The organism is Macrococcus armenti (genome assembly GCF_020097135.1).
GTDB classification, from domain to species: Bacteria; Bacillota; Bacilli; order Staphylococcales; family Staphylococcaceae; genus Macrococcoides; species Macrococcoides armenti.
The window spans coordinates 1,709,250-1,730,179 of the sequence record NZ_CP083608.1; the positions used below are offsets into that span (position 1 = coordinate 1,709,250).

The 20,930-nt window shown below is 41.6% G+C and carries 30 protein-coding genes and 1 CRISPR repeat array; of the genes, 1 reads left to right on the plus strand and 29 read right to left on the minus strand.

Going from position 1 to position 20,930, the window contains the following annotated elements:
• The 17 genes from LAU42_RS09065 to LAU42_RS09140 all read right to left on the minus strand — a co-directional run bounded on the left by LAU42_RS09065 (window position 1) and on the right by LAU42_RS09140 (window position 11,464).
• Window positions 1-540: a RuvC family protein gene (locus tag LAU42_RS09065; protein WP_224183277.1), complete on the minus strand. Its 540-nt coding sequence runs from the start codon at window positions 538-540 to the stop codon at window positions 1-3.
• Window positions 530-1,003 carry a hypothetical protein gene (locus LAU42_RS09070; RefSeq protein ID WP_224183278.1) on the minus strand — a complete coding sequence of 158 codons (474 nt, stop codon included), beginning with the start codon at window positions 1,001-1,003 and terminating at the stop codon, window positions 530-532. The genes LAU42_RS09065 and LAU42_RS09070 overlap by 11 nt, the downstream gene beginning before the upstream one ends.
• Window positions 1,004-1,067: 64 nt before the next feature.
• Window positions 1,068-2,060, minus strand: coding sequence for a hypothetical protein (locus tag LAU42_RS09075; protein ID WP_224183279.1), 993 nt, complete (start codon window positions 2,058-2,060; stop codon window positions 1,068-1,070).
• A 19-nt stretch (window positions 2,061-2,079) separates the two neighbouring features.
• Entirely contained in the window at window positions 2,080-2,289 is a 210-nt protein-coding gene (locus tag LAU42_RS09080; protein ID WP_224183280.1) for a hypothetical protein, read from the minus strand.
• A gap of 11 nt (window positions 2,290-2,300) precedes the next feature.
• Window positions 2,301-2,861, minus strand: coding sequence for a dUTPase (locus LAU42_RS09085; RefSeq protein ID WP_224183281.1), 561 nt, complete (start codon window positions 2,859-2,861; stop codon window positions 2,301-2,303).
• On the minus strand, window positions 2,848-3,039 hold the full coding sequence (locus LAU42_RS09090; protein WP_224183282.1) for a hypothetical protein: 192 nt from the start codon (window positions 3,037-3,039) through the stop codon (window positions 2,848-2,850). Before LAU42_RS09090 ends, LAU42_RS09085 begins: the two co-directional genes overlap by 14 nt.
• A gap of 12 nt (window positions 3,040-3,051) precedes the next feature.
• Entirely contained in the window at window positions 3,052-3,555 is a 504-nt protein-coding gene (locus LAU42_RS09095) for a hypothetical protein (protein ID WP_224183283.1), read from the minus strand.
• The gene (locus LAU42_RS09100; RefSeq protein WP_277602384.1) at window positions 3,556-5,091 is read right to left on the minus strand and encodes a DNA polymerase; all 1,536 of its coding nucleotides are present in this window, start codon (window positions 5,089-5,091) and stop codon (window positions 3,556-3,558) included.
• A gap of 90 nt (window positions 5,092-5,181) precedes the next feature.
• Complete coding sequence (locus LAU42_RS09105; protein ID WP_224183285.1) at window positions 5,182-5,613, minus strand: hypothetical protein; 432 nt, start codon at window positions 5,611-5,613, stop codon at window positions 5,182-5,184.
• A gap of 259 nt (window positions 5,614-5,872) precedes the next feature.
• Window positions 5,873-6,487 carry a 3'-5' exonuclease family protein gene (locus LAU42_RS09110; RefSeq protein ID WP_224183286.1) on the minus strand — a complete coding sequence of 205 codons (615 nt, stop codon included), beginning with the start codon at window positions 6,485-6,487 and terminating at the stop codon, window positions 5,873-5,875.
• A 20-nt stretch (window positions 6,488-6,507) separates the two neighbouring features.
• Window positions 6,508-8,421, minus strand: a complete 1,914-nt coding sequence (locus LAU42_RS09115; protein WP_224183287.1) for a hypothetical protein — start codon at window positions 8,419-8,421, stop codon at window positions 6,508-6,510.
• Between the two features lie 101 nt (window positions 8,422-8,522).
• Window positions 8,523-8,795, minus strand: a complete 273-nt coding sequence (locus tag LAU42_RS09120) for a hypothetical protein (protein ID WP_224183288.1) — start codon at window positions 8,793-8,795, stop codon at window positions 8,523-8,525.
• A 130-nt stretch (window positions 8,796-8,925) separates the two neighbouring features.
• Entirely contained in the window at window positions 8,926-9,663 is a 738-nt protein-coding gene (locus LAU42_RS09125; protein ID WP_224183289.1) for a hypothetical protein, read from the minus strand.
• Between the two features lie 148 nt (window positions 9,664-9,811).
• Complete coding sequence (locus LAU42_RS09130; RefSeq protein WP_224183290.1) at window positions 9,812-10,171, minus strand: hypothetical protein; 360 nt, start codon at window positions 10,169-10,171, stop codon at window positions 9,812-9,814.
• A gap of 4 nt (window positions 10,172-10,175) precedes the next feature.
• Window positions 10,176-10,670, minus strand: coding sequence for a hypothetical protein (locus LAU42_RS09135; protein ID WP_224183291.1), 495 nt, complete (start codon window positions 10,668-10,670; stop codon window positions 10,176-10,178).
• A complete protein-coding gene (locus tag LAU42_RS11860; RefSeq protein WP_277602367.1) occupies window positions 10,663-10,791 on the minus strand; it encodes a hypothetical protein in 129 nt (42 codons plus the stop codon). The genes LAU42_RS09135 and LAU42_RS11860 overlap by 8 nt, the downstream gene beginning before the upstream one ends.
• 175 nt (window positions 10,792-10,966) lie before the next feature.
• Window positions 10,967-11,464 (minus strand): hypothetical protein, encoded by a 498-nt coding sequence (locus tag LAU42_RS09140; protein WP_224183292.1) that lies wholly within the window; start codon window positions 11,462-11,464, stop codon window positions 10,967-10,969.
• 193 nt (window positions 11,465-11,657) lie between these two features.
• On the opposite strand from LAU42_RS09140, the gene LAU42_RS09145 reads away from it, so the two are divergent.
• Window positions 11,658-12,050, plus strand: coding sequence for a hypothetical protein (locus LAU42_RS09145; protein ID WP_224183293.1), 393 nt, complete (start codon window positions 11,658-11,660; stop codon window positions 12,048-12,050).
• Window positions 12,051-12,060: 10 nt separating this feature from the next.
• Here the strand turns inward: LAU42_RS09145 and LAU42_RS09150 are convergent, their stop codons facing one another.
• From LAU42_RS09150 to LAU42_RS09205, 12 genes are all read right to left on the minus strand, one after another.
• Window positions 12,061-12,504: a hypothetical protein gene (locus tag LAU42_RS09150; RefSeq protein ID WP_224183294.1), complete on the minus strand. Its 444-nt coding sequence runs from the start codon at window positions 12,502-12,504 to the stop codon at window positions 12,061-12,063.
• A complete protein-coding gene (locus tag LAU42_RS09155; protein WP_224183295.1) occupies window positions 12,501-13,457 on the minus strand; it encodes a toprim domain-containing protein in 957 nt (318 codons plus the stop codon). The genes LAU42_RS09150 and LAU42_RS09155 overlap by 4 nt, the downstream gene beginning before the upstream one ends.
• Before the next feature lie 32 nt (window positions 13,458-13,489).
• The gene (locus LAU42_RS09160; RefSeq protein ID WP_224183296.1) at window positions 13,490-14,836 is read right to left on the minus strand and encodes a DnaB-like helicase C-terminal domain-containing protein; all 1,347 of its coding nucleotides are present in this window, start codon (window positions 14,834-14,836) and stop codon (window positions 13,490-13,492) included.
• Window positions 14,837-14,839: 3 nt separating this feature from the next.
• Complete coding sequence (locus LAU42_RS09165) at window positions 14,840-15,550, minus strand: ATP-binding protein (protein ID WP_224183297.1); 711 nt, start codon at window positions 15,548-15,550, stop codon at window positions 14,840-14,842.
• A gap of 33 nt (window positions 15,551-15,583) precedes the next feature.
• The gene (locus tag LAU42_RS09170; protein ID WP_224183298.1) at window positions 15,584-15,826 is read right to left on the minus strand and encodes a hypothetical protein; all 243 of its coding nucleotides are present in this window, start codon (window positions 15,824-15,826) and stop codon (window positions 15,584-15,586) included.
• Between the two features lie 27 nt (window positions 15,827-15,853).
• Window positions 15,854-16,132, minus strand: coding sequence for a hypothetical protein (locus LAU42_RS09175; RefSeq protein WP_224183299.1), 279 nt, complete (start codon window positions 16,130-16,132; stop codon window positions 15,854-15,856).
• Window positions 16,129-16,491 carry a hypothetical protein gene (locus tag LAU42_RS09180; RefSeq protein ID WP_224183300.1) on the minus strand — a complete coding sequence of 121 codons (363 nt, stop codon included), beginning with the start codon at window positions 16,489-16,491 and terminating at the stop codon, window positions 16,129-16,131. Before LAU42_RS09180 ends, LAU42_RS09175 begins: the two co-directional genes overlap by 4 nt.
• A 21-nt stretch (window positions 16,492-16,512) precedes the next feature.
• Window positions 16,513-17,592, minus strand: a complete 1,080-nt coding sequence (locus LAU42_RS09185; protein WP_224183301.1) for an AAA family ATPase — start codon at window positions 17,590-17,592, stop codon at window positions 16,513-16,515.
• A gap of 139 nt (window positions 17,593-17,731) precedes the next feature.
• The gene (locus LAU42_RS09190) at window positions 17,732-18,121 is read right to left on the minus strand and encodes a hypothetical protein (protein ID WP_224183302.1); all 390 of its coding nucleotides are present in this window, start codon (window positions 18,119-18,121) and stop codon (window positions 17,732-17,734) included.
• Window positions 18,087-18,374 (minus strand): hypothetical protein, encoded by a 288-nt coding sequence (locus tag LAU42_RS09195; protein ID WP_224183303.1) that lies wholly within the window; start codon window positions 18,372-18,374, stop codon window positions 18,087-18,089. The genes LAU42_RS09190 and LAU42_RS09195 overlap by 35 nt, the downstream gene beginning before the upstream one ends.
• A 20-nt stretch (window positions 18,375-18,394) precedes the next feature.
• A complete protein-coding gene (locus tag LAU42_RS09200; protein WP_224183304.1) occupies window positions 18,395-19,672 on the minus strand; it encodes an RNA-guided endonuclease TnpB family protein in 1,278 nt (425 codons plus the stop codon).
• Window positions 19,673-19,745: 73 nt separating this feature from the next.
• Window positions 19,746-20,046: direct repeats of the CRISPR family, unit length 36 nt; unit sequence GTTTCGGTACTATCGCTTTTTAGAAGTAACTGAAAC.
• Between the two features lie 475 nt (window positions 20,047-20,521).
• A complete protein-coding gene (locus LAU42_RS09205) occupies window positions 20,522-20,830 on the minus strand; it encodes a helix-turn-helix domain-containing protein (RefSeq protein ID WP_224183305.1) in 309 nt (102 codons plus the stop codon).
• Between the last annotated feature and the right edge of the window lie 100 nt (window positions 20,831-20,930).

Sequence of the window (20,930 nt, forward strand, 5' to 3'; positions counted from 1 at the left end):
CTACTTCGCCTTCTTTCGTTTAAATTTCGTCTGTATAACGCCTTCTCTTTCGAGCCATAACGTCATTAATGCGATAGCGTCAGCAACATCGTCTAGCAGGCGACCTTTAGCCGTCCATATCTGCGGTATCTTACCGTAGTACAACTCGACTGCTTCCGCTACCATTTCTTTGTCCTTGCGTTTTCCGTCCGATCCTGTAACCGTTCTAGCCCACGCTTTGACAGTCGAATTAGATACGTCGTCTAGCGTATATAACCCGCTTAATTCGTGTTCAAATACGGCGTGCGTTTTAATTACCGGTGTTGCAGACGATACTTGTCTAATGATTGACGCTTCTTTAACTAGCGCCGCAGGATTCGTCTTACTTGCGATGTACTTAATTTCGGTTACTGTATCGTCTATACGTTGTGTTGCGTCTTTCTTCGTATCAGATACGATTAATCCTGCCGCTTTAATCGACGGTACACCGTCTTTAACTTCGATAACACTCCATCCGGTCTTAGCGAATGATAAGTCTAATCCGAGATAACTAACCGTCAACTTCGGACACCTCGATTACTTCGAGTATGCCTTTTTGAATCGCTTGTTGAATCGATTCCGGCATCGCTTCGATTTCTTTCGTAGTGAACTGCGTTTGATACTCGCCAAACTGCGCGCTTGACATAAAATCATATTCTTTATCACTGCGTCTATGATTAACATAAACGTGGTCGTCCGGGTTATTCACTCCTGCAATACTCGGATACCTTACGTAATATAACTCATCTTCTTTACGGTCTTCAATCGGTGTCATTGCGTACTCAACTGCCGCAGTAATTACGGGTTTAAGTTCGTCATAATTCGTAGTAAACCTGCCTATTATAGTATCTAATACGCAACATAATCTGTTATCTACAGCGGCTACAACACTATCTCCGTAATCTACAATCGTCATATCATCGTATCCTTCTCTTAAACGGCAACCGTGTTCTTCCGCAATTCGTTTCAATTCGTTTAATTTCATATTATCGCCTCCTATTATATTAACGATTTAAAATCGCCTTTTCGGACACTTAGTGTAAAGTTGCTCAACCGATTAATTCGGCTCTACGTCGTTTAATATCCGCGAGCGCCTCGTCTATAGAGCGTTTCTGCCACGCAGGTAAGTCTTCTGCAATAAATGGCGCAATCATCTCTAGTTTCGCTACTTCTTCGTCTGTCAGCGATTCACATATTGCCGTCTTGAAGTCGTTAAATCGCCACTTCGTTAAGTCCGGTAAAGGTGGATCATTCTCACGTACTCTACGTGTGATATCCGCAAAGAAATCTAATACGTCTTCCTTCTCGTCTTCTCCGACTGTTACATCGAATAATCGTAAATCCGGTGTTGCTGCGTATTCTGCATCCGTCATATCCCACGCTTTCTTTGCCGTGTTATAATACGCAATCACATATTGGTCGATATCGTACATAATCGAATAGCATACGCATTGCTTAACGTGTGATTCTTGCGGTGCAGTCATCGCCTTTAATGACGTTTTAGACGGCGTTTGCTGCTTCGACTTAATCTCTAATCCGACTAGCTTACCGGTTTCGTTATCGACTAAAATGCCATCGCTAGTACCGAGAATACTAAACGTTTCTCCGTTATGCTCAACGAAATGCTGCTTAAAGATAAAGTCTTCGAATGCCGGTACTTTATCGCCTTTACCGTTATCAACTAACCCCATCGTAAATCTCGGTTTCTTACCGGTAAACTTTTCGTAATGGCGTTCGCATAATAGAAATTCTTCTTGCAGCATATCGCCTATCTTCGTACCTGTCGCAGTCCATCGTCTTTGATGCGGAGGCCATGCGCGCTTATCTTTCTTACGTTTCTTTGCCTTTTCATATAACGCTCTAGGACACGCATTAGCGCTAGACGGACTAAAGTATATCTTCGTCCAATCTACTCCTTTGCCTGCTTTAATCGTTTCAGCATACGCTTGATGTAGCCATACTGTTAAATCGTCATCGTACGGTTGGTCGAACGTATGGAATTCGTCTAACTGCTTTAATACTTCGTTTGCTAAACTCGTCATTTAATCGCCTACTTTTCGTTTATAATTCGTTTACACCATCGATATAAAAATCGCTTTCTTCTGCGGTCATCTTCGCGGCTAAATTGTCCTGCTCGAGTATCTGCTCGATTGTAACGCGTTCCATTGCGTCTACTTCGTCGTACGCATCCACGTATACAGTCGTCTTAATGACCGCTCTAACATCGACTTCAACCGCAAAATGTCGCATTGGTACGCCTTTAACTGACATATAATCGCCTCCTATACGTATCCTTTATCTTCGTCAGCAGTACCGTCTTGTCTCGCATGATTAACGTCCATCTTCGTCTTATACGCAGCTACCACGCTATCGATATCGTAGTATTTATCGGCAATCAAGAAAGGCTGCGCGACTAGGAACGCTACTGCGAATGTATCGATATTCGGGATACCTTCTTCGTCGTATAATGACGATACTATGATGTTTACATACGCCATAATCGTAGAAGACTTATCAAGCGTAAATTCCTGTTTAACGTGATTAAACCCGTTTACGATTTCGTCTAACGTTAAATCGAATTCTTCTTCGTCTACCGATTCCTTAGCCTGCGATAATATCGACAAAGCGAACGCCATTACGTCTGCTAGTTCGTCTAACCGCGTTTCTAACGGCTTGCCCGGTTTCGCTTTCCAATTCTTAAACGTTTCTACCGTATTAATCCATTCGAATACTTCAACGAAATAAGCGAGTAATGTATCGCTTAGATTGCGTGTATCGATTCTTGCGTCGAACATCTCTTGAATCGCTAATAAATCCGTGATTAATTCCTTAGTTACTTTCATTCGTATTACCTCCGTATACTTTTACTTCTTTAATCGCAATAAAGTTACCGTGATCGTTTTCCATTCCGCTAGTGATTTCGTCTACAAATCGTTCTGCCGTCTCTTTCGATACAAACGTCTGCAATACTGATTTATCCGGTGCTAGTACGTTCCATACGCTAAATCTGTATTTCGTCATATAAACGCCTCTTTAATTAATCGGACTTACGTGTAATTTCGCATTAACAACGATTGGGAATTCTTCTGCGATGTCGAATGCGCTTTGATTACTATACGGCATGTTAACTTCAAATTCGACTTCTCCGTCCGGATCGCGCAAGATGACCGTGTTGTATACCGCTACTCCATCTGCGCTTTTTAATCCTTCTATCGCCCCGACAACGAGGATAACTACGCCATCTTCGTCCATACGTACCTGTCCTGCATGTATTCCGGTTGTTGTCGTCTTTTCTTCTACGATAACCTCGAGTGTTCTTGCGTTTGATTTCGTCATAATATCGTCTCCTTCTTCTTCGTACGGAATTAATACCCAATCTTCTGATGCGCTATGTCCGTTGCCTTTATCGTTAATAAAATCAATAAAAAGCTCTCCTACGCGTGTTACCGGATAAATTTTTCCTTTAGTAACATGCATACTGTCTGCTATTGCGATTACTTTATCGCCTACTCTTAAATCCGACCACTTCTTCGCCATTTATTCCGTCTCCTTTCGTTTAAACCATTCTTCTTCGGTCATACCTTCGCCCCACCGCAAACTAAGTTCTATATCGGTCTTATTCGGCACGTCTCCGAATTGGTACGTATCCACCATAACGCGTCTGAATTCGTCTACGTCTTCTTGCGTTATAGTGTCCGGTGCTTGCAGAAGGGCTTCATCGTGGACTACGCACCATAGCTTCCACTCGCCTTTACCTTCGTTTGTTTTACGTTCACAAAACTGCTGCAACGCAATTAAAGTCGCTTTAGTCTGAATAGCCGCGCTGCCTTGAATTATTGCGTTAGTTGATTGCGTCATTACTGCGGAATACCAATAATCGCTATTAGGGTCTTGGGCGTCCGGTAATCGTCTTTTACGGCATTTATCGCCTAACCAAACGAATCCATGTCGTTGTACAAACGTTCTATTCTGCTCAATCCACGATCCTAACGTTGTGTACTTCGCTTTAAAGTCATCAAGGATTGTCTGCGCCTCTTTAACCGACTTACCTAACTGCATTGATAACGTTCTTGCGCCTGTACCGTAAGCAATCGCTAATAAAATTACCTTCGTTTGTTTGCGGTATACCGAGCCATCTCCGCATTCTTCTATAGGCTTATCGAATATTTCGCTTGCTACCGTCTGATATAAGTCAGTTCCATTACGGTAATTCTCGATAAGTTTCGGCTCTTGTGAATAAGCCGCCAACGCTCGATATTCCTGCTGACTAAAGTCTCCGCCCAAAATAACGTGGCCTTTCGGTGCAACAAATAGCTTGCGGGCTTCGTACGGTTGATTTTGCAGATTAACCGATCCTCCACCCGAACTGAATCGACCTGTCTTCGCACCATTCTGATTATAGTTCGCCATCAGCTTACCCGTCTTTTCTCGGATATACTGCGGTAACTTATCTACGTAAGTACCGTACAACTTCGTTAATTCCTTGTAGCGCAATAAATCTTCGACTGCCACGTAATCTTTCGCTAAAGGTTTCAGCGTCTTCTTAGCGTCTGTATTCGGTATCTCACGTCCTATGTGCGCCTCTATTGCCGGTTTAACCTGCGCAGGACTGTTAAGGTTGATATCGCCTAATACCGCTAGAATACGTTGCTCTACGTCGTCTATTTCGTTTAACAACGTCTGTCCGTATTCTTTCGCATATTCTTCGTCGATAACGAATCCTGTGCGTTCCATATCGACTACTGCGTATATTAACGGCATTTCGATTTCTTTTGCGTACTTGTAAATCGTCGGAAAACGTTCTTGCAATATCTTACGTTGGAATTCGTATAGCTTATACGTTACATCTCCGTCTTTTGCAGCGTATGAAGTAGCGATTAATAAATCGGATACTTCGTGGAAACCTTTCTTGCCGAATAGCTGCCCGTACGTAAGAGAAGGAACGCCTAAAAATTTCGATACTAACGTCTTTAATGCGTACGACGGCTCGTTTTCGTTAAGCAATCGCATAGCCTCCTGCGTATCCCACAATTCGCCACGAACGGTTATCCCTTCGTTACGGAGCATGTGAATATCGAACTTCGTGTAATCCGCATATTTCTATACGGCACAGACTATACCTTCAATCGCCTTTTTTATAGAACGTTTTTCGCAAGATACGTTCTAAGACGACTGCCTCTCGTTTGAATGGTGTATATTTTCATGGCATTTCTTACAAACCCACACTACCTCTAAAGGCTTATCGTAGTCTTCGTGGTGTGCTTCGACGTAGCCTTCCGAGCAGCAAACTTCACACTTATTAGGCTTAACTATCTTACCCGACAATAAGCGTTTATTTACCATACCTCTTGCTCGCTCTTTCTTTAGGAATCCCTCGTCTTTACGGTACTCCCTAAACCTACGAGCAATGGATTCTTTAACCTCCTCGCGATCTAGATATTCTCTCTTTTTAACTCGCAATTTTTCAGCGTTCTTCTGTCTGTAATTTACGGAATTTTCTCTTACTCTTTCGGGATTTTCTTTCCTCCACCGTTTTGCTTTATCCTTATACTTCTGCTTGTTTCTTTCGTAGTGCTGCCGTTTATACTCTGCCACACACTTTTTACATTGAGAATTTTGGCAACGCTTCCCTCTTCGTAAAAGCATAGAAAATTCGCTATCGGGAAGTTCTAGTTTACATTTCGTACACGTTTTCAACTCGCCTCGTCCTTTCGTTTATTTTTCGTTTCCACCATTCCTCCACTTGCGCTTGCGACGCTCGTTTCAGTCGTTACACCCCATCTAACGTCTCCGTTAATGTAGGCACGGTATTGCCATAGCCTGCGCCTTAGGTTCTACCGTTATGAGAGAGGTTTTACAACACCAATAGTTTAGCGTTATGTGCGATTTTCATTACTGTTTCGTCTTCGTATATCGGTTTCAGTACGTCTAGTACGTAATCATGGTCTAGCTGCGTTTCTTCTGTTTCGTGCTTTGTCGGAATATAATAATGCTTATCGGATTCAACCGCAGATAATACGTGTCCTACGATATAGTCCGACCATATATCTGTACCTGTCGTTTCTACGTCGAATACAATCGCTCTTTCTTCGGTCATTTCCGCAACCATATATAGCAGCGAATCTTCGTCGGTTATTAATCGGTAGTTGTCGGGCATACGGTCTTTCATTTCGTTTAAGATACGCTCTTGTTGGCGCTCTTCTACGATTTTATATAATCGCAATACTTCGGCTTTACTTAGTTTACGTCCTTTTTCGTAAGCCTTCTGCTCACGCGTTATTTCTCCGTCTTCTAACGCCTGTTTAACGGTTAATATTCGTTGCTTGTCCGTCTCACTTACGGTTTTAGCGCTAAGAATACGGGAGAACGCTTCTTCTAACGTTTCTCCCGCTCCTGCATCGATATGCCTCTTAGCTGCTTCTTGAAGTGCGGACGATTTAGATTCGTTTAATTCGATTTTAACGTTCATTACATCGCCCTCTTTCTGCGTTACTTAATCGCTTTTGCTACGAGTTCTACTGCGCTCTTTGGTACGATTACAACCGATTTTCCTTCACGTTGTTTTACCGCAATCTCTGTTCTGTCCGAAGGAAGCCAGTCTACAACGGCTAAACGGCCTTCCTTAATCTTATCGTCGTAGTAGTCTGTTACGTCTTCTGTCATACGGACTACGTCGCCTCTTTCGAATACAAGTTCTTGCGTTTGTACTTCGACTTTCTCTTCTACTTTGCGTAGTTTATGCGCCTCTTTCGCTAGAATTAACATTCCGGACTCCGATCCATCAACATTCTCAATGTGAATATCCCCGTCAGGTAATACGTCAGTGACTTTGATAATAACGCCCTTCTCGACAAATCGTCCCGCAGAATATCGTTCAGCACGTTCAATCACTTCGTACTTAGCGCCAACTTCGACGTGCTTACTCGTAAATGCCTCGAGAATACCTTCCGAAATGTATTGTGCATTGTCGTCTTTTTTAGCGTATTCAGAGTCTTCAATCCATGCGTTCACACTATCTGCCTGCACATATGGTCTTCCACTCCCTCGGCTATAATCGATTACTGTTCCAACCGTTCCTTTCTTGAAGTAATGATCGCCGACTCCTTCTTCAGTAACTACAACGCGGTCTCCCTTCTCAAAAGAAGTGTCTTGCGTTTGTACTTCGTCATCAGTTACTAGCGTTAAATCTTCCGCAGCAATAAACTGATGTCCTACGTAATAAGGAGTCGGCGTACGTTTTCCGTTACGAATATGAGTACTACTTTCGCTAACTCGTAAAATCTTTGCAATACAGCCGTCTTCTAAGTGATGATAACTCGCAGCAGCAACACGTACTTTGTCGCCTACCTTAAATTTCGGTTTCGATTCGCTTACTTCACGCTCAATATGCCCGTTAGCCGAGAAGTGGTATCGTTCACGCTCGTCTCCTTCGTCATTATCGAAATTAACCACTATATCTCCGTCGGCATCAATGTAAACTTTCGCAATTAAATATCGTTTACCTACCGTAATATCAAGGCTTTCTTCGTCAGCAACCCAATAATCGCCAACCTTAGCGTCTTCAAACGAAATACGTTCATATTTATCTGCTTTGTCGTCTTTATCCGCAGATAATTCGTGCTTAGCGTTAAACTCTTCTTCCGTTGTTCTATCGAAATGTTCCGGATAAACGTCGTATTTACGTCCTTCTTCCTCCGGATTGTCTACGCTTTTAAGTATCTTAACGTTAATTTTTCCGTCAAATACGTTTGTTACCTGCAACAACGCTTTATCCGTAGTGTAAACATAGCGTCTACCGGCAATACCCGTTACAACGTCGCCTTTTTTAAGCGGAGCATCTTCCGTATTATCTTCGGCAATCTTACGGATAACAATACCGTCTACGTCTTCATCGCGGTTTTCTAGCATACGAGCGTCTTCTACGTCATCATCGAATTCTAGGTCGCCGTCGTAATCTTCGCGCAACTCGTATTTATTGCCTGCTGTAATATCACATTCGTCATCAAGCGCTAAAAAGAAATCTCCTTCTTTAGCGTCTACAAACGATACTCTTTCGTATCCTTCCGGCACTCTCTTGCCTTCTTTCGTTTCTGAATCGACTTTCTTAACGTCTTGTTTCAACACGTAGTTTTTAAAGCCGTTTACGTTTACTTTATAATCGCCGTCTTCGTCGTCAATCTCCGTAACTACACCGATTTCGCCAATTTTATGCCGATGGTAATCATGTGTGTTACCGATAATTTCGACTTTATCTCCGATTTTGATTTCGTCTTCCTGCGTTGTAATCTCGTCAGCAGCAACGCCTTCGTCCGTAATTGCTGCGTTAGTTCTCGCAAACTCGTTATACTCCGCTACCGTGTCAAACGTTAATTCTGCGCCATATAAAGTTAATTTAATCGCCATAAGTATTAATCTCCTTTAATTTTCGTTTATTTTTCGTTATTACGATCGGTAATCCAATCGCAATTTAATTCTTCGTCGCATTCTACGGTTTATTCCGCAGTCTACAACGTATATTCAGTCCACTTGCTCGCAGCAGTTTCGAAGTCCTTCGCCCAATACTCCGATTGCTCGTTATTCGGGATAAGGTAGCCGGTTTTACTCGGCAAGTGTACGCCGAATATATAATCAACGTCCTTCTTCGAATAAGGCTCGCCATTACTGTTACTGCCTTTTACTACGAGTTGTCCTTCACGGTCAGTTCGTATCTTAATCGTCTTAACTTGCACGGTAAAGGACACGTTATTACCTTCCGCATCCTTTCCGTAAATAACCAAGTCGTAAACTTCGGGAACGACCGCATGGAATACGCTAAAACCGTTCGCAAGAAACATAGCAGTCGCAATTGATTCGCTTATGCCTCCTACCAGCGTTGATTCATGCGCCATATATCGTCATTCCTTTCGTTTAAAAGTTTGCCGTTGGGTCGTCTTCTTGCGTTTCAGCATCCGCAGTAACCGGTGTACCGCCTTCAAGTCCGATTAATGATACGTCGAATCCTGCGCCTTTAAGCGATTCAACCATCTGCTCCTCGTTTTGAACGAAGTATAAGTTTTCGAATAACGTTTTATCGAACTCTTTCGGTGCTTCGTTAAATGCCGTTTCCTGCTCCGGAGTTAAGTCGTCAAGGTCTAACGGACTTAATACCACCTTCGTTGATGTTCCTGTACCGCTCTTCTCGAGTTCAAATGCTTTCTTCGTCAGTTTCTTTTCGTTCTTCTGAATAATTCCGAGAACATCTTTCGCTTGATTCTTCGAGAAGTCGATAACGATACACGTTTTCTCGTCTAAGTCGTAGAATCCGACTGCAAAACGAGGTTTAATGCGATACTTAGTCGCCTCCTGTGACGCTTCGTCTCCGAACTTCTCCGATTTATCCTGCCAATACTGCCACGCTTTATCGAATGGCGTTAGGTTGTCAACCGGGAATCCTTTCGCAGATAACTTCGGTGCTACTTCGGGTACGAACGTATTTACCTGCTTAAAGATTGAATACGTTTGAACTCCGATAAAGTCGCCCCAATTTAATACCTTTACTGTACGAGTTTGACCCGATCCTAATTTCGAGAACTTATTCTCGTGTGCTGCCGATTCTACGTCGTTTAATAAGTTTAATGCGTCTAATCCACTTGTTACGTTTACCATACTTGCATCCGTCCTTTATTCGCTTATTTTCGTCATTAATGGCCGTCGCCTTTAACGACATTGAACGTTAGTAGCGCTACTGTTTAAACGTTCATGGATACGGACTAGCTGATGCCAATCCGCATATATCAACGTTTAAATCGTTTTACTACTTGATTGCGTTTAACACTTCATTAATCGCCCAATATTCGGGATTAAGGAGCGCAGTTAATGCGTTTTCTACCGCTACTCCGAACGGTATTACCACAAAAGACGTTGCTATTAGCGTCATAATTAGCGTTATAAATACATCATGATCGAATCCGTATCTGTCGTACTCCCTCTTTGCGCTCATGATTCCTACGCATATCACGATTACTGTTGCAATACCGAATATTACCGCCCACACTACCGACATAATACCGCTAACCATCGCCTGTTTAATCAGCGCCTCGTATACATGTTCGCTTGCAACGTTTAAGGATTGCGCTAGTTGGTCGATATACTTCGTAATTGTTTCTTCTTTCATTCGTTTACACCTCCACTCCGTATTTACTCGCTAACTGCTCTAAATCGTGTATATGATTCTGCACCGTATTAATCTCACGGTTAATATCCGTAATAACTTCTTGAATACGTTCCTGCGTCTGCGGATTAAATACGCGTAACTTACGAATCTCCGCCTCGTGCATTTCAATTAACAACTCGCGGTGCATTTTGCGGTAAGGCTTTAGTAACTTCGCAATCTTCGTCTTAATTGCGTCAGATACTTCGTCTACTAATGCGCTAGTAATACCCGTATAAAAACTAATCGTTACTACTACGTTTTGTTTCGATACTACGATCTCGTACTGTTTATATCGGTAATGAACGTGTCCGTCCTCGAATACGCCTAAACATTCTGCCTGCGGGATATACGTGTTCGCCCACTTTAATGCGTTATGTCGTAATACTTCGCCTTTACCTCGACCTCCGCAGCGTTCTTGATAGCGATGCATTGCGTGCTTACTTACGTCATACTTAAACATGCGCAATTACCTCCTTTACGTCTACGTAATCGTACGGGTCTTCGTCATCAAAGATACCGCCTTGATACGTTATTTCTACGTGGCGCTCGTCCGCCATTTCTAAAATCTCGTCATACGTCATTTTAATCCGCTCCTTTTTCGTTTATATATCGTTTGATTTTCGTTAATTGTCATAAAGTGTTCGGGTTATGTTCGGGTTTAATCGTAAACATTCCGTGGTATAATATAACCATAAGAACGAAGTTACTCGATTGAGTAAAACGTTAAAATATGATAAAATCAAAACGGCGCTTTTATTACGCTACAAAATAGCTTCTTAAATCGCCATATAAACCGCTATCATAATTGCGAGATAATCGAGTTAGCGCTCGGCTTACCTGCTTATGATCGAGTCCTAAACGTTTAGCGACGGTTGTGACCGTAGGTTTATCAGTTGTTAAGAACGTTTGAACTATTAGCGTAGTTCTTTCGTCAGAGCCGTTTGCAAGATTTAAGATTAATTGGCGTTGGTCTTCTTGTAAGCGGCTTTCTCTTTCATTGGTATCGTCATATCCGATTATATCGTAAAGGCTGCTCGGCTCTTCGATTGAGTTAGCGCTCAATGCGTCTAGTGATACATACCGTTCTGATTCACGGTTAGCCTTCCGGATATAATCAAGAACTCTGAATCGTGCCTCTGCAAACTCTTTGCCTTTAGCCGATTCTTTAAGCAGCACGTCGTTTACAATCGTTTCTACAACGTGTTGGTCTCGAATACCTTTCGACATTACATATTTAATTAGTTTGTTTCGCATTAAATGCCCTCCTACTATATTAACGAAATGAATTAGCATTTTCGGACACTATTCGTTAATATTTTTAAAATAATTTTATTTTCGCAAGTTGTTAGCGCAACTTACAATTTCTATAATACACGTAGCATGTTACGATTACAATTACGGTATCGTTACAGTAATATTACAGTTACGTTACGAGGAGGACGTATTTATGCGTGATAAAGATTCAAATTCGTTTAATAAAGAGTATTTAGCGCTTTTAAACAAACTCGAAATATCTTACGATTCAGCAGCATATAAAGAATTATTAATTAGCGCTATGGATAAATCAAGCCACAATAATACAACGCTTGCGACTTTATTAGAAATATCGGAAGGTACTATACGCAATATTTTAAATCCTAATACTGATTTACCGCCTGCCGCTCGACTAGCCGTATATCTAATGCTATCAGCGCAAAGAAACTCTAGCGGTAATAATACAGAAACCGATCTAATGATGACTAAACTAGAGTTAATACGATACATAATAGATTACCCTTCCGAAGATTTCAACGTTTCTTACGACAAGAATTCGGAAGTAATATCGATAGTCCCCGTCTAAAAGGCGAGGGCTATTTTATTTCGCTTAATTCCTTAAAGTCGTTATCATCGTCTGTCTCATCGTAATACTCCGCAATCTCTAAGAAATCAGCACTATCGTCTTCTTCGTTTGCTGCACGTTCAAACGCTTTATCGCCTTTCTTAGCTTCGTCCGCTAGCTTATCGTACTTACGTAATCCACGCAGTAAATCGTCATATAGCACGGCTTTATCGTTAGAAAGTTTATCACGATTGATATCGTTCTTAAACGCTTCTATGTATTCGTCCGCCTTAATAAACTTATCTGCATCCACTTCGTCGCCATATAACGCTTTAAATGCATACGTTCTCACGGCTTTAGCAGTATTGACTGTATACTCCTTTAGCTTAGCGTCTTCGCTTTCGTATTTACTTTCTTCTCCGCACGCAGTTAATAACATTGCTGCCGTTGTTAATCCGAATATAAATCGTTTCATATCGAAATAATCGTCTCCTTCACGGGATTTATGCGAACACGTTTCAGACGCTCAATGCCGAGTTCATTCACGTCTTTTGCGCCTTCCATGTCGCTATAATTAATTCTATATAATTCGATTTTATTTCGCAATAAGTCCACGCATTTATCGTTAAACTTATGTCCCTGCCTGTCATTATCGCCTGCTACGATTATCTCTTCTAGCCCGGACATTACGATCATATCCGCTTGATACTCGTTTAACCTAGCGCCACCAATCGCTATCGCCATTATTCCTGCGGACTGCCACGTCATAGCATCGATTTCAGCCTCGCATATTACTGCACGCTTAATTCCACGCTTAATAACGATATCTAATCCGTAAACTAATTCGCCTAAAGGTTTACCGTCTTCGGCGTACCAAAAATACTTACTGCGCTTATGTCTGTACTTAATCGCAGATACAACGCCATTAGTAGAACGCCACGGGATTCCTACGTTATCTCCGTTATCAAATACGCCGTTCATTTCGATTACCCTCGGATGTATTCCACGCCCAATTAAATACTCGGTATCAATCGGCTTATCGTATTCATTCTCGGATATACTTACTGTCATGCGTTCGGCTATCTTCGCATTAGCAACACTTAACTCGATATCCCCGTCCATATAATCATAGTCGTACTTTTCGAGTAAGTATGCGCATGTTTCTTCGTACGATTCATCACGCAGGAATGCGAGCAACTTCGGGAATGTTCCGGAACGATAGTAGTCGTCTTCATACGCACTATCGCCGAAAACTCCGGATCGTTCTCCGTTTAAATGCAGCCAAAAGGACGGTTTAGAATCGTCCCTAAACGGACTACACGCAATCAGCTTATCTTCCGTCCATTTTGCGTTATACCAATCGTACTCTTCGACTTCTTCTCGTATGTCTACGTCTATATACCGACCATTTACGTATATCGTTGCCACGTTTTATGCGCCTCCTTTCCGTCTTTCTACGGTTAAAAATCGAACATATCCCCGTCTATAACTAATTGCTCGATAATACCGTAGTTAGGTATAAACGTTAATTCGCACGATGTTCCTTCTCCACCATTACGTCCTTTATTAATACCGACAATACCACGACTTTGCGTATAATCAGTATCAATCGCAATAAGCGTAGCAGCGTCTTCTAGTAACGCCTTAGTCTTCTTTACTTCGCTACGTTTCGGGAATTTAAGTTCTCGTACGTTACTGTCCATCTTAGATTCCTTCTCGTCTTCGTCCGCTTGTGTCATCGTCATTACAACGACATTCCTTGCGCCTGCTAATCGTCTTAATCGCTTAGAAGTTTCAGCAGCATCTCCTCCGGCAGTCTTTGACGTATTCTTTTCGTAATCCATGTAGTACATCGGATCGACGATAACAACGTCTGCATTAACCGATTCAATATCCGATTCTAACTGCGATACATCTCGCTTATTAAAGTCTAAATCGTCTACCGCTCTAATAACGATATTACCTTCTACGTGTTCGTTTATTGCGTCTAGCATATCTGTAAATGAACGTTCGAAGTCCGCAGAAAGATGTCCGTTACGTAACTCTCGGCTATCGAATCCTGCCGCCATCTTCTCGCCTTCGATCGTTATATTCGTCTTCTTTAGTTTCGCAGACAACATCGTATATAAGCGTGTCAGTACGTCATAAGCCGACATTTCTAACGACCATACTAATACTGTTGCGCCTTGTTGTGCGATTTCTAGCGCTTCACGTAATACAATTGCGGATTTACCTCGCCCACTACGACCGTACCATACGTATAAGTTACCCGACGTGTAACCTCCTATTTCTTCGGTCATATACGGCATAAATGAATCCCACGTATCGAAAGAATCTCCGAGTTGTCTGCGTTTGTATTCGCTTAAATATTCATCAGCAGATGTTTTTAAACTTGTCAATGGGGAACTGACGTTCGTATATTTAAGTCTAATATCGTTTAATCCGTCTGTCAACTTCGTAATTAATTCTGCTGCATTACCGTTCGTTTCGTCTTTCAGCGTTTCAAAATCGTGTTCGAAGAAACGGTTGAACTCAACGGCAATCTTTCTGTTTGCGATTCCTTCCGCTAACGGCTCGAATCTATCTGTTATATCCGGAATGTATACGAAATCATCGAACGTATCGACCATTAACGCATACGAAGGCATCTGTCCTTGTCGTTCGTAGTAATCCGCAATAAATCGATAATACTTACGTTCTTGTGCGGATACGAACGAGTCTTCACGTATGCCGTAGCGTGCGAATACGTTGAATGATTCGGCTTGAATCGCTTTATTTATGAATAATAATCCGTGGTTGTTCGCCATTATCTATCGTCGCCCCCTTTTACTTTCGCCTTTAAACGTGAGCGTCAAGCACTGATCGTTTATCCTATCGTATAACCTTTCGTCCAATACCGAAGTCAATCCCGCAAGCATTACGTTACTCGTAAATACCGTAGGCCTGCCGTTTGTAACCCTCGCATTAATAATCGAATGCACCATCGCTCTAAACGATTCAGTAGCGCTCCTAACTCCGACATCATCAACGACTAGGAATTCTACGTTACTGTATCGCAATATAGCGTCCTTAATAACGTCCATATCCTCGTCGTCCTTCGACATGCTTGCGAGGTTATATCTCGTTTGAAATTCGTTTAAATCGAGAAACGCGCCTAATGATTCCGGCATATTCTTGCGTTCCTTTGCGTAATAAAGGAATCGCCTGCGGATATACTCGTTCAATAACGCTATTGCAGTCGTTGTCTTTCCCGTTCCCGGAGACTTCGAGTACAAGTATAAATTCTTAATGCGCACGTCCGTACTAAACGTCTCTACATACGATTCTAATACCGTATATATCTCCGACTGCTCTTCGCGTGCAGGACTATTCGCAAGTGTAACGCCTTTATAATCGTTAGGGATATCTGCGTTTTCATATCGGGAATTAACCGATATAAATGGTGCGCATTGATCGTTACACTTGTCGCTGCCTGCAAGTTTGCAGAACGGTGCTAATGCGCAGATATGTTCGTTTGTCATAGCGTTCTCCTTTCGTTATTACTTCGTTTATATCTATAAACCGTTGCTCATTTTCTCGATTTTAAAGCGCGTTATGTCGCTAGCAGTATGCTTTAATAGTTTAGTAGCACGCTCTAATTCGTTCTTAAACGCTTTAGCTTCTTCGTAGTCTGTAAAGACTTGTACTTGCTCTTCCGTATCTCCGCTGAAACTACCGTATCTTGAATTCCATCGGACTACCCACGTTTCTACATCTGAATTAAGTTCTCTAACGCCTTGTCTAAATATTTTTAACATCGTCATTCTCCTTTTAAAAGTTTAATTTTATCCTTTAAAATCAGCAGCAGGTCGGTAAACTTCGTCAATACAAAATGTCGCATAATATACGCCGAAACCATCACATACTATATCGAACTCATCAACGCCTAATTCTGCTAACACAGTATCCGTTATTGCTATAGAATTAGCGACTTGGACGGTCACGTAATCCCTTTGCTCGTCTATAGCACGTTTTATCTCTTTAAGGATATATACGACAAGCCTCTTTTCGTCCGTAGTATGTCCGTTGTAGTTCTTAAATATGCGTACATACTCCGCTTTCATACTTCGTCCTCCCACTCGATGTATAATCGCTTAATATAGATGTCATAATAAACTTCATATCCCGACGCTCTTAACGCAGGCATAACGTGTTTAACAACGTCCTCAATTCGATATGGCATTAATTCTAGGTGTGCAACGCTCTTGTATTCGTATAAAACACGATCCTCTAAATAATCCGCCACATCATTCTCGAGATAAACTTCCATTCTTCCTTGCGCACTTGCAGTCGCTATTCGCATATAACAATACGCTAGCGCAGTTTCTAGCGTTGCTTCATGCCGCAGTTCTTCTATGCGCGTAGCTTCTTTCGCAATCTCACGCGCTTTATCTGCGCTAATACGAAAATCTGAAAAGTCCATCGTTTATCGTCCTCTTTTCGTTCATATTGCGTAGTGCATTAATGCTTGTTTTCTTTGAGTTAAAACCACGCTCTTAATCGTAAACCCTTCTTTAATTTTTTCGTTATGCTCGTCAATCCACCCAATTTCACAATCCGCTCCACTAATATACAAGCCGTTTTCAGCGTCGTTAGCAGCAGTGCCATCGACATATATAGCATAACTATTCGATCCATACTGCTCTATTCTTTCTTTATTACTAAATAAGTCTACTGCGTAAGATTTAATATAATCGTCGAACTCAACTCCGTTTGCGTCTTGGAACGTTACTAACATATCGTATCGTTGTGCTTCTGTATTTAAGATGTTTAAGTCTTGGATAGCGTCGGCAAACTCTACGCCGTTATCTAGTTCAAACGCAATGGCACGCAGACAGTCGTAGTTAAGTTTTACTTTACGGCTGAATATTTCTACAGCCTTAATCTCGCTTTTATACTTCGGAGATACTTTATCCTCTAAGTATTCACGTATTTCTACCGGAGAAGGATACGCAAAACGGATATGATAATGGAATCGTCCCGGACGGTTTAGCATAAACGAACTTACTTTATGTAAATCGTTTACTGTAATCGCATATAATCGTTTTTCCTGCGATGTGCCGTCAAAGAGACCTAATAACGAATCCTGCGTTGAGCCATCGCCGTTCTGCGGGAATACCTTTTCAAACTCGTCGAACAAAACAACACACTCTTGCGTTATCTTTTCGATAAACTCGGCAATATTCGGATAGTTGTCCGTCACTAAGATAACCGGCATTCCACGCTTAATAGCGTCTTCTGCTAATAGTTGCGTAAACAATGACTTGCCGATTCCTTTATCTCCGCTAAGGATAACGCCTAATGATCGTTCTACCTTATTAAATGCGTCCATCACTTTCGTAATCTTCTGCGTATGTGTGCCGTATAACTTTTCCTCACGCTGCTCGAAATCTGTAACTCGTCTAAGCGAGAATCCCGCCATCGGATTAAACTTCACTAGATACGTTTGTGCCGGCAGTTTATCGTAAGTCTGCAACTCATTTTCGTAAATCTCGAATGTATTCCCGTAATTAATAACTTTCATATCATCGTCCTCTTTTCGTTTATTTTTCGTTCATAAATCGTTTTCTAGCGACTTCTTTACGTTTTATACGTATTTATCAAGCAATATATTACATGCGCTATATGACCCTTTAAAACGCAAATGAAAGGTATCATACGCGTTAAGACTTAAACCAATCCGTAATATCATCGTCAATAGGCTTAGCCGCCTCTTTCTCCACAAACTTACGCTCGTCATAATCCTTCTTTAAGCGTGCAAACTCCGTCTGTCTATACGTCCATAAGAATCCGAAGTTAGTTCCGGGATATTGCGCAGTAGGACGATATGACGCAAAGCATTCGTCGATAAACTCTTTAACGAGTTCTTTATCGTATTTACCGTCCTTACTCGCAGTACCGAATATCTGCGAAATTAATCCACGTTCCTGCTGCCACGATCCGAACGGAGCGTAATCGCAGTTAAATCGTTTACGATGTTCGTCCGCCATGTAATCCGTTAGATTACGCACATTCCACTTACTTACCGGCTTTTCGTAGTATTTCAGCGCCATCTGTATCGCCTCCTAGCGTTATCTCTTTTACATACGCAATACCTAATCGTTCTTGCCCGTATTCACAATCGCCATTATCGAATGAATACCATTTCTCGCCTTCCCATCCTTTAGCGCCTAAGTCTAAGTACCCGCGCGATAGTATTTCAGCAATAGCTTCTTCTTCGGTTGCATAAACGTACTCACTCGTCCATTCGTAATGATCCGACCATGCTTCCCCGTTATCATAATGCGGTTGATATAATTTCGTCATATTATCGTCTCCTTTATTAGTTAATACGCAATCTTTTGCGCTTTACATTGCGCTTTTATTTCTTTATCGATTCCTAGCACGCTAAGATTTCTAGCAGCGTTTAAATCCGCATTCACTTTATACGCAACCACCCCCTTTTTAGTGCGCCTAGTACATTCGCATTTATACACGGACTGACTTTCTCGATTGTCTTTCGCAATAACTCCGCAATTATAACAACGTTGTGATGTGTATTTCGGATTGACTTTAACGACCTTAATTCCATGCGCAGCCGCTTTATCTTCAATCTTCGTCTGTAAATCGAAATATGACCAACGTTTTAAGAAAGCACTTCGCGTATTAATCCCGCTTAAATCTTCCATCTGTATAATCGAACATTGATTCTTTACCGCAAAATCAACGACATACTTAGCGTACCTATGATTCGTTAATTTACGAAAGTCAGATACCTTCGACTCTAAAACTTCTAACGGTTTTAATAACGTATTCCTTCCGTGGCTTTTACGATTATCGCTGCACCACTTTAATTGATTACGCATTTGATTACGTCTATGCTCCGTCTTATTACGAAACTGCTCGATTTCTCCACCGTCAATAAACGCATTGACCGGAGAATCGCTTACCGCCATATACACGGCTTTACTGATGCCTATATCGATACCGAGAACTCTATTCGCAATTAAATCCGTCTTAGCTTTTGCCTCAAAGCTATGCGCAAGCTGCAAGTACCATGCGTTTCCCTTACGCTGAATACTGCTATCGCATAACTTGTATTCTCCGGACAATATACGATCGAGTACGACTTTTTCGTTCCCTTTCGATGATAGAACGAATTTAATACGTGCTTTTTGTCGTCCTTCACGGCCTAACTCCGTAGCGTATTCACGAGAAAGCAAACCGATACTTGCGTAATATGTACCGTTATCGTTTTCGAGTGTTATCTGCCGACTTCTAACGGGAATAGGCTGTCCGTCCTTATAAGTTATAAGCGAAGATTTTCCCGTAACAATACCCTTAAAATCTTTACTAACTTTATCTACTGCTTCTTTGATAGCACCGTTAAAACACTCTTGTGCGTAGTTTAAATACGCAAGTTCTGCGAGTCCTTGTTTTACTCCGGTATTTATCTCCGCCGCAGACTTCTTATCCTTTGAAACGATACTTAGGTATTGATCCGTTGCCGCTTTATTTTTAAATCGTTTAACGATATATTCTAAATTGCGTAATGTTTCTCCGGCAAAGTCCCACGAGTCATCTACCGGTTTAATTAGTTTAATAGCGTATGTTTTCGTTGTCATACTATATTTCTCCTTATCGTAAGTTTATTGAAGTAACTGAAACCACTTGTAAACGAGTTAGTGCGCAATCAAGGTTTCGGTACTATCGCTTTTTAGAAGTAACTGAAACAACAACTTTCAGTAGGTGAATTATTAGCGCAGTTTCGGTACTATCGCTTTTTAGAAGTAACTGAAACGCCATTTTAGCTTTAGGTTTAGTACCTTTTGTTTCGGTACTATCGCTTTTTAGAAGTAACTGAAACAGGTAGCTCTATGTGCTTTTTATATTTTTCGTTTCGGTACTATCGCTTTTTAGAAGTAACTGAAACATATTCGGTGAAGTTAAATGACATGTTGATGTTTCGGTACTATCGCTTTTTAGAAGTAACTGAAACCTCAATTAGCGACTTAAAGCGATTCATACGAGCCTACTACGACCTGCCCGTATGTACCCCGTATCGGTTATTTGTGATACGGATTTCAGTCCGTTGTTATACGGAACTACCTTACGAGTGTTTCGTTTAATTTTCGTGTAATAAACGACCTATCTCGTTTTATGGACGTGAAACCGCCCAACCGTTAGCGTAGCCCAACGGCGCAATAAGTTTGCGGAATATAATCCGCTCTTTAATATTTAATACGCATACATATATTAACGATTAATAACGGTTTATATCGTTATATACTATATATGCAATATTGCTTATTAATGCTTTTAAGCGTGCGTGCAGTTGCTTGCGTTAGCAAGTGACTGCAAGATTGAGTCTAGTTCGTCTTAGTCTCGTTATTTATTAGTCTAGTTTGTAGGCAAATGACGACCCCCACCTCGGATACAATAATTGCACCCACGTCGGATAATCTATTTGCACCCTACCGTTTTAGAATGTAATAATAGTTCGATAACTGCCGACCTGTTTCTTCGTCAAAGCGCGACACAACCCGAATGTAACCCGCAGATTCTAACGCTTTAATCGCATTCCTTGCGGTACGCTCCGATACTCTACCTTCTGCTGCAATCGTTTCTAGGCTTGGCCACGACTTTCCCGTATCATTATCCGCATGCATGCACAATGCGGTAAATACCGATATTTCAGACGGCTTAGTTATTCCGTTATCCTGCTCCTCTATTAACGATTTATTTACGATAATAAACTTACCTCGTTTATCTACGATATTCAATCCTTATTCGCCTCCTCACTATACTAACGAAATGAAAATCGATTTTCGGACACTTTTAACGAAAATAATTTAAAAATATTTTACGCAAAAGAAAAACGCC

Excerpts from the sequence above, each read along its gene's own strand:
- LAU42_RS09090 (WP_224183282.1), bottom strand. The coding sequence starts at position 3,039 with ATGACGAAATACAGATTTAGCGTATGGAACGTACTAGCACCGGATAAA.
- LAU42_RS09195 (WP_224183303.1), bottom strand. The coding sequence starts at position 18,374 with ATGACGAAATTATATCAACCGCATTATGATAACGGGGAAGCATGGTCG.
- LAU42_RS09170 (WP_224183298.1), bottom strand. The coding sequence starts at position 15,826 with ATGTTAAAAATATTTAGACAAGGCGTTAGAGAACTTAATTCAGATGTA.
- LAU42_RS09200 (WP_224183304.1), bottom strand. The coding sequence starts at position 19,672 with ATGACAACGAAAACATACGCTATTAAACTAATTAAACCGGTAGATGAC.
- LAU42_RS09160 (WP_224183296.1), bottom strand. The coding sequence starts at position 14,836 with ATGGCGAACAACCACGGATTATTATTCATAAATAAAGCGATTCAAGCC.
- LAU42_RS09180 (WP_224183300.1), bottom strand. The coding sequence starts at position 16,491 with ATGGACTTTTCAGATTTTCGTATTAGCGCAGATAAAGCGCGTGAGATT.
- LAU42_RS09185 (WP_224183301.1), bottom strand. The coding sequence starts at position 17,592 with ATGAAAGTTATTAATTACGGGAATACATTCGAGATTTACGAAAATGAG.
- LAU42_RS09080 (WP_224183280.1), bottom strand. The coding sequence starts at position 2,289 with ATGTCAGTTAAAGGCGTACCAATGCGACATTTTGCGGTTGAAGTCGAT.
- LAU42_RS09175 (WP_224183299.1), bottom strand. The coding sequence starts at position 16,132 with ATGAAAGCGGAGTATGTACGCATATTTAAGAACTACAACGGACATACT.
- LAU42_RS09145 (WP_224183293.1), top strand. The coding sequence starts at position 11,658 with ATGCGTGATAAAGATTCAAATTCGTTTAATAAAGAGTATTTAGCGCTT.
- LAU42_RS09130 (WP_224183290.1), bottom strand. The coding sequence starts at position 10,171 with ATGAAAGAAGAAACAATTACGAAGTATATCGACCAACTAGCGCAATCC.
- LAU42_RS09190 (WP_224183302.1), bottom strand. The coding sequence starts at position 18,121 with ATGGCGCTGAAATACTACGAAAAGCCGGTAAGTAAGTGGAATGTGCGT.
- LAU42_RS09140 (WP_224183292.1), bottom strand. The coding sequence starts at position 11,464 with ATGCGAAACAAACTAATTAAATATGTAATGTCGAAAGGTATTCGAGAC.
- LAU42_RS09075 (WP_224183279.1), bottom strand. The coding sequence starts at position 2,060 with ATGACGAGTTTAGCAAACGAAGTATTAAAGCAGTTAGACGAATTCCAT.
- LAU42_RS11860 (WP_277602367.1), bottom strand. The coding sequence starts at position 10,791 with ATGACGTATGACGAGATTTTAGAAATGGCGGACGAGCGCCACGTAGAA.
- LAU42_RS09070 (WP_224183278.1), bottom strand. The coding sequence starts at position 1,003 with ATGAAATTAAACGAATTGAAACGAATTGCGGAAGAACACGGTTGCCGT.
- LAU42_RS09150 (WP_224183294.1), bottom strand. The coding sequence starts at position 12,504 with ATGAAACGATTTATATTCGGATTAACAACGGCAGCAATGTTATTAACT.
- LAU42_RS09125 (WP_224183289.1), bottom strand. The coding sequence starts at position 9,663 with ATGGTAAACGTAACAAGTGGATTAGACGCATTAAACTTATTAAACGAC.
- LAU42_RS09135 (WP_224183291.1), bottom strand. The coding sequence starts at position 10,670 with ATGTTTAAGTATGACGTAAGTAAGCACGCAATGCATCGCTATCAAGAA.
- LAU42_RS09095 (WP_224183283.1), bottom strand. The coding sequence starts at position 3,555 with ATGGCGAAGAAGTGGTCGGATTTAAGAGTAGGCGATAAAGTAATCGCA.
- LAU42_RS09110 (WP_224183286.1), bottom strand. The coding sequence starts at position 6,487 with ATGAACGTTAAAATCGAATTAAACGAATCTAAATCGTCCGCACTTCAA.
- LAU42_RS09165 (WP_224183297.1), bottom strand. The coding sequence starts at position 15,550 with ATGACAAACGAACATATCTGCGCATTAGCACCGTTCTGCAAACTTGCA.
- LAU42_RS09085 (WP_224183281.1), bottom strand. The coding sequence starts at position 2,861 with ATGAAAGTAACTAAGGAATTAATCACGGATTTATTAGCGATTCAAGAG.
- LAU42_RS09115 (WP_224183287.1), bottom strand. The coding sequence starts at position 8,421 with ATGGCGATTAAATTAACTTTATATGGCGCAGAATTAACGTTTGACACG.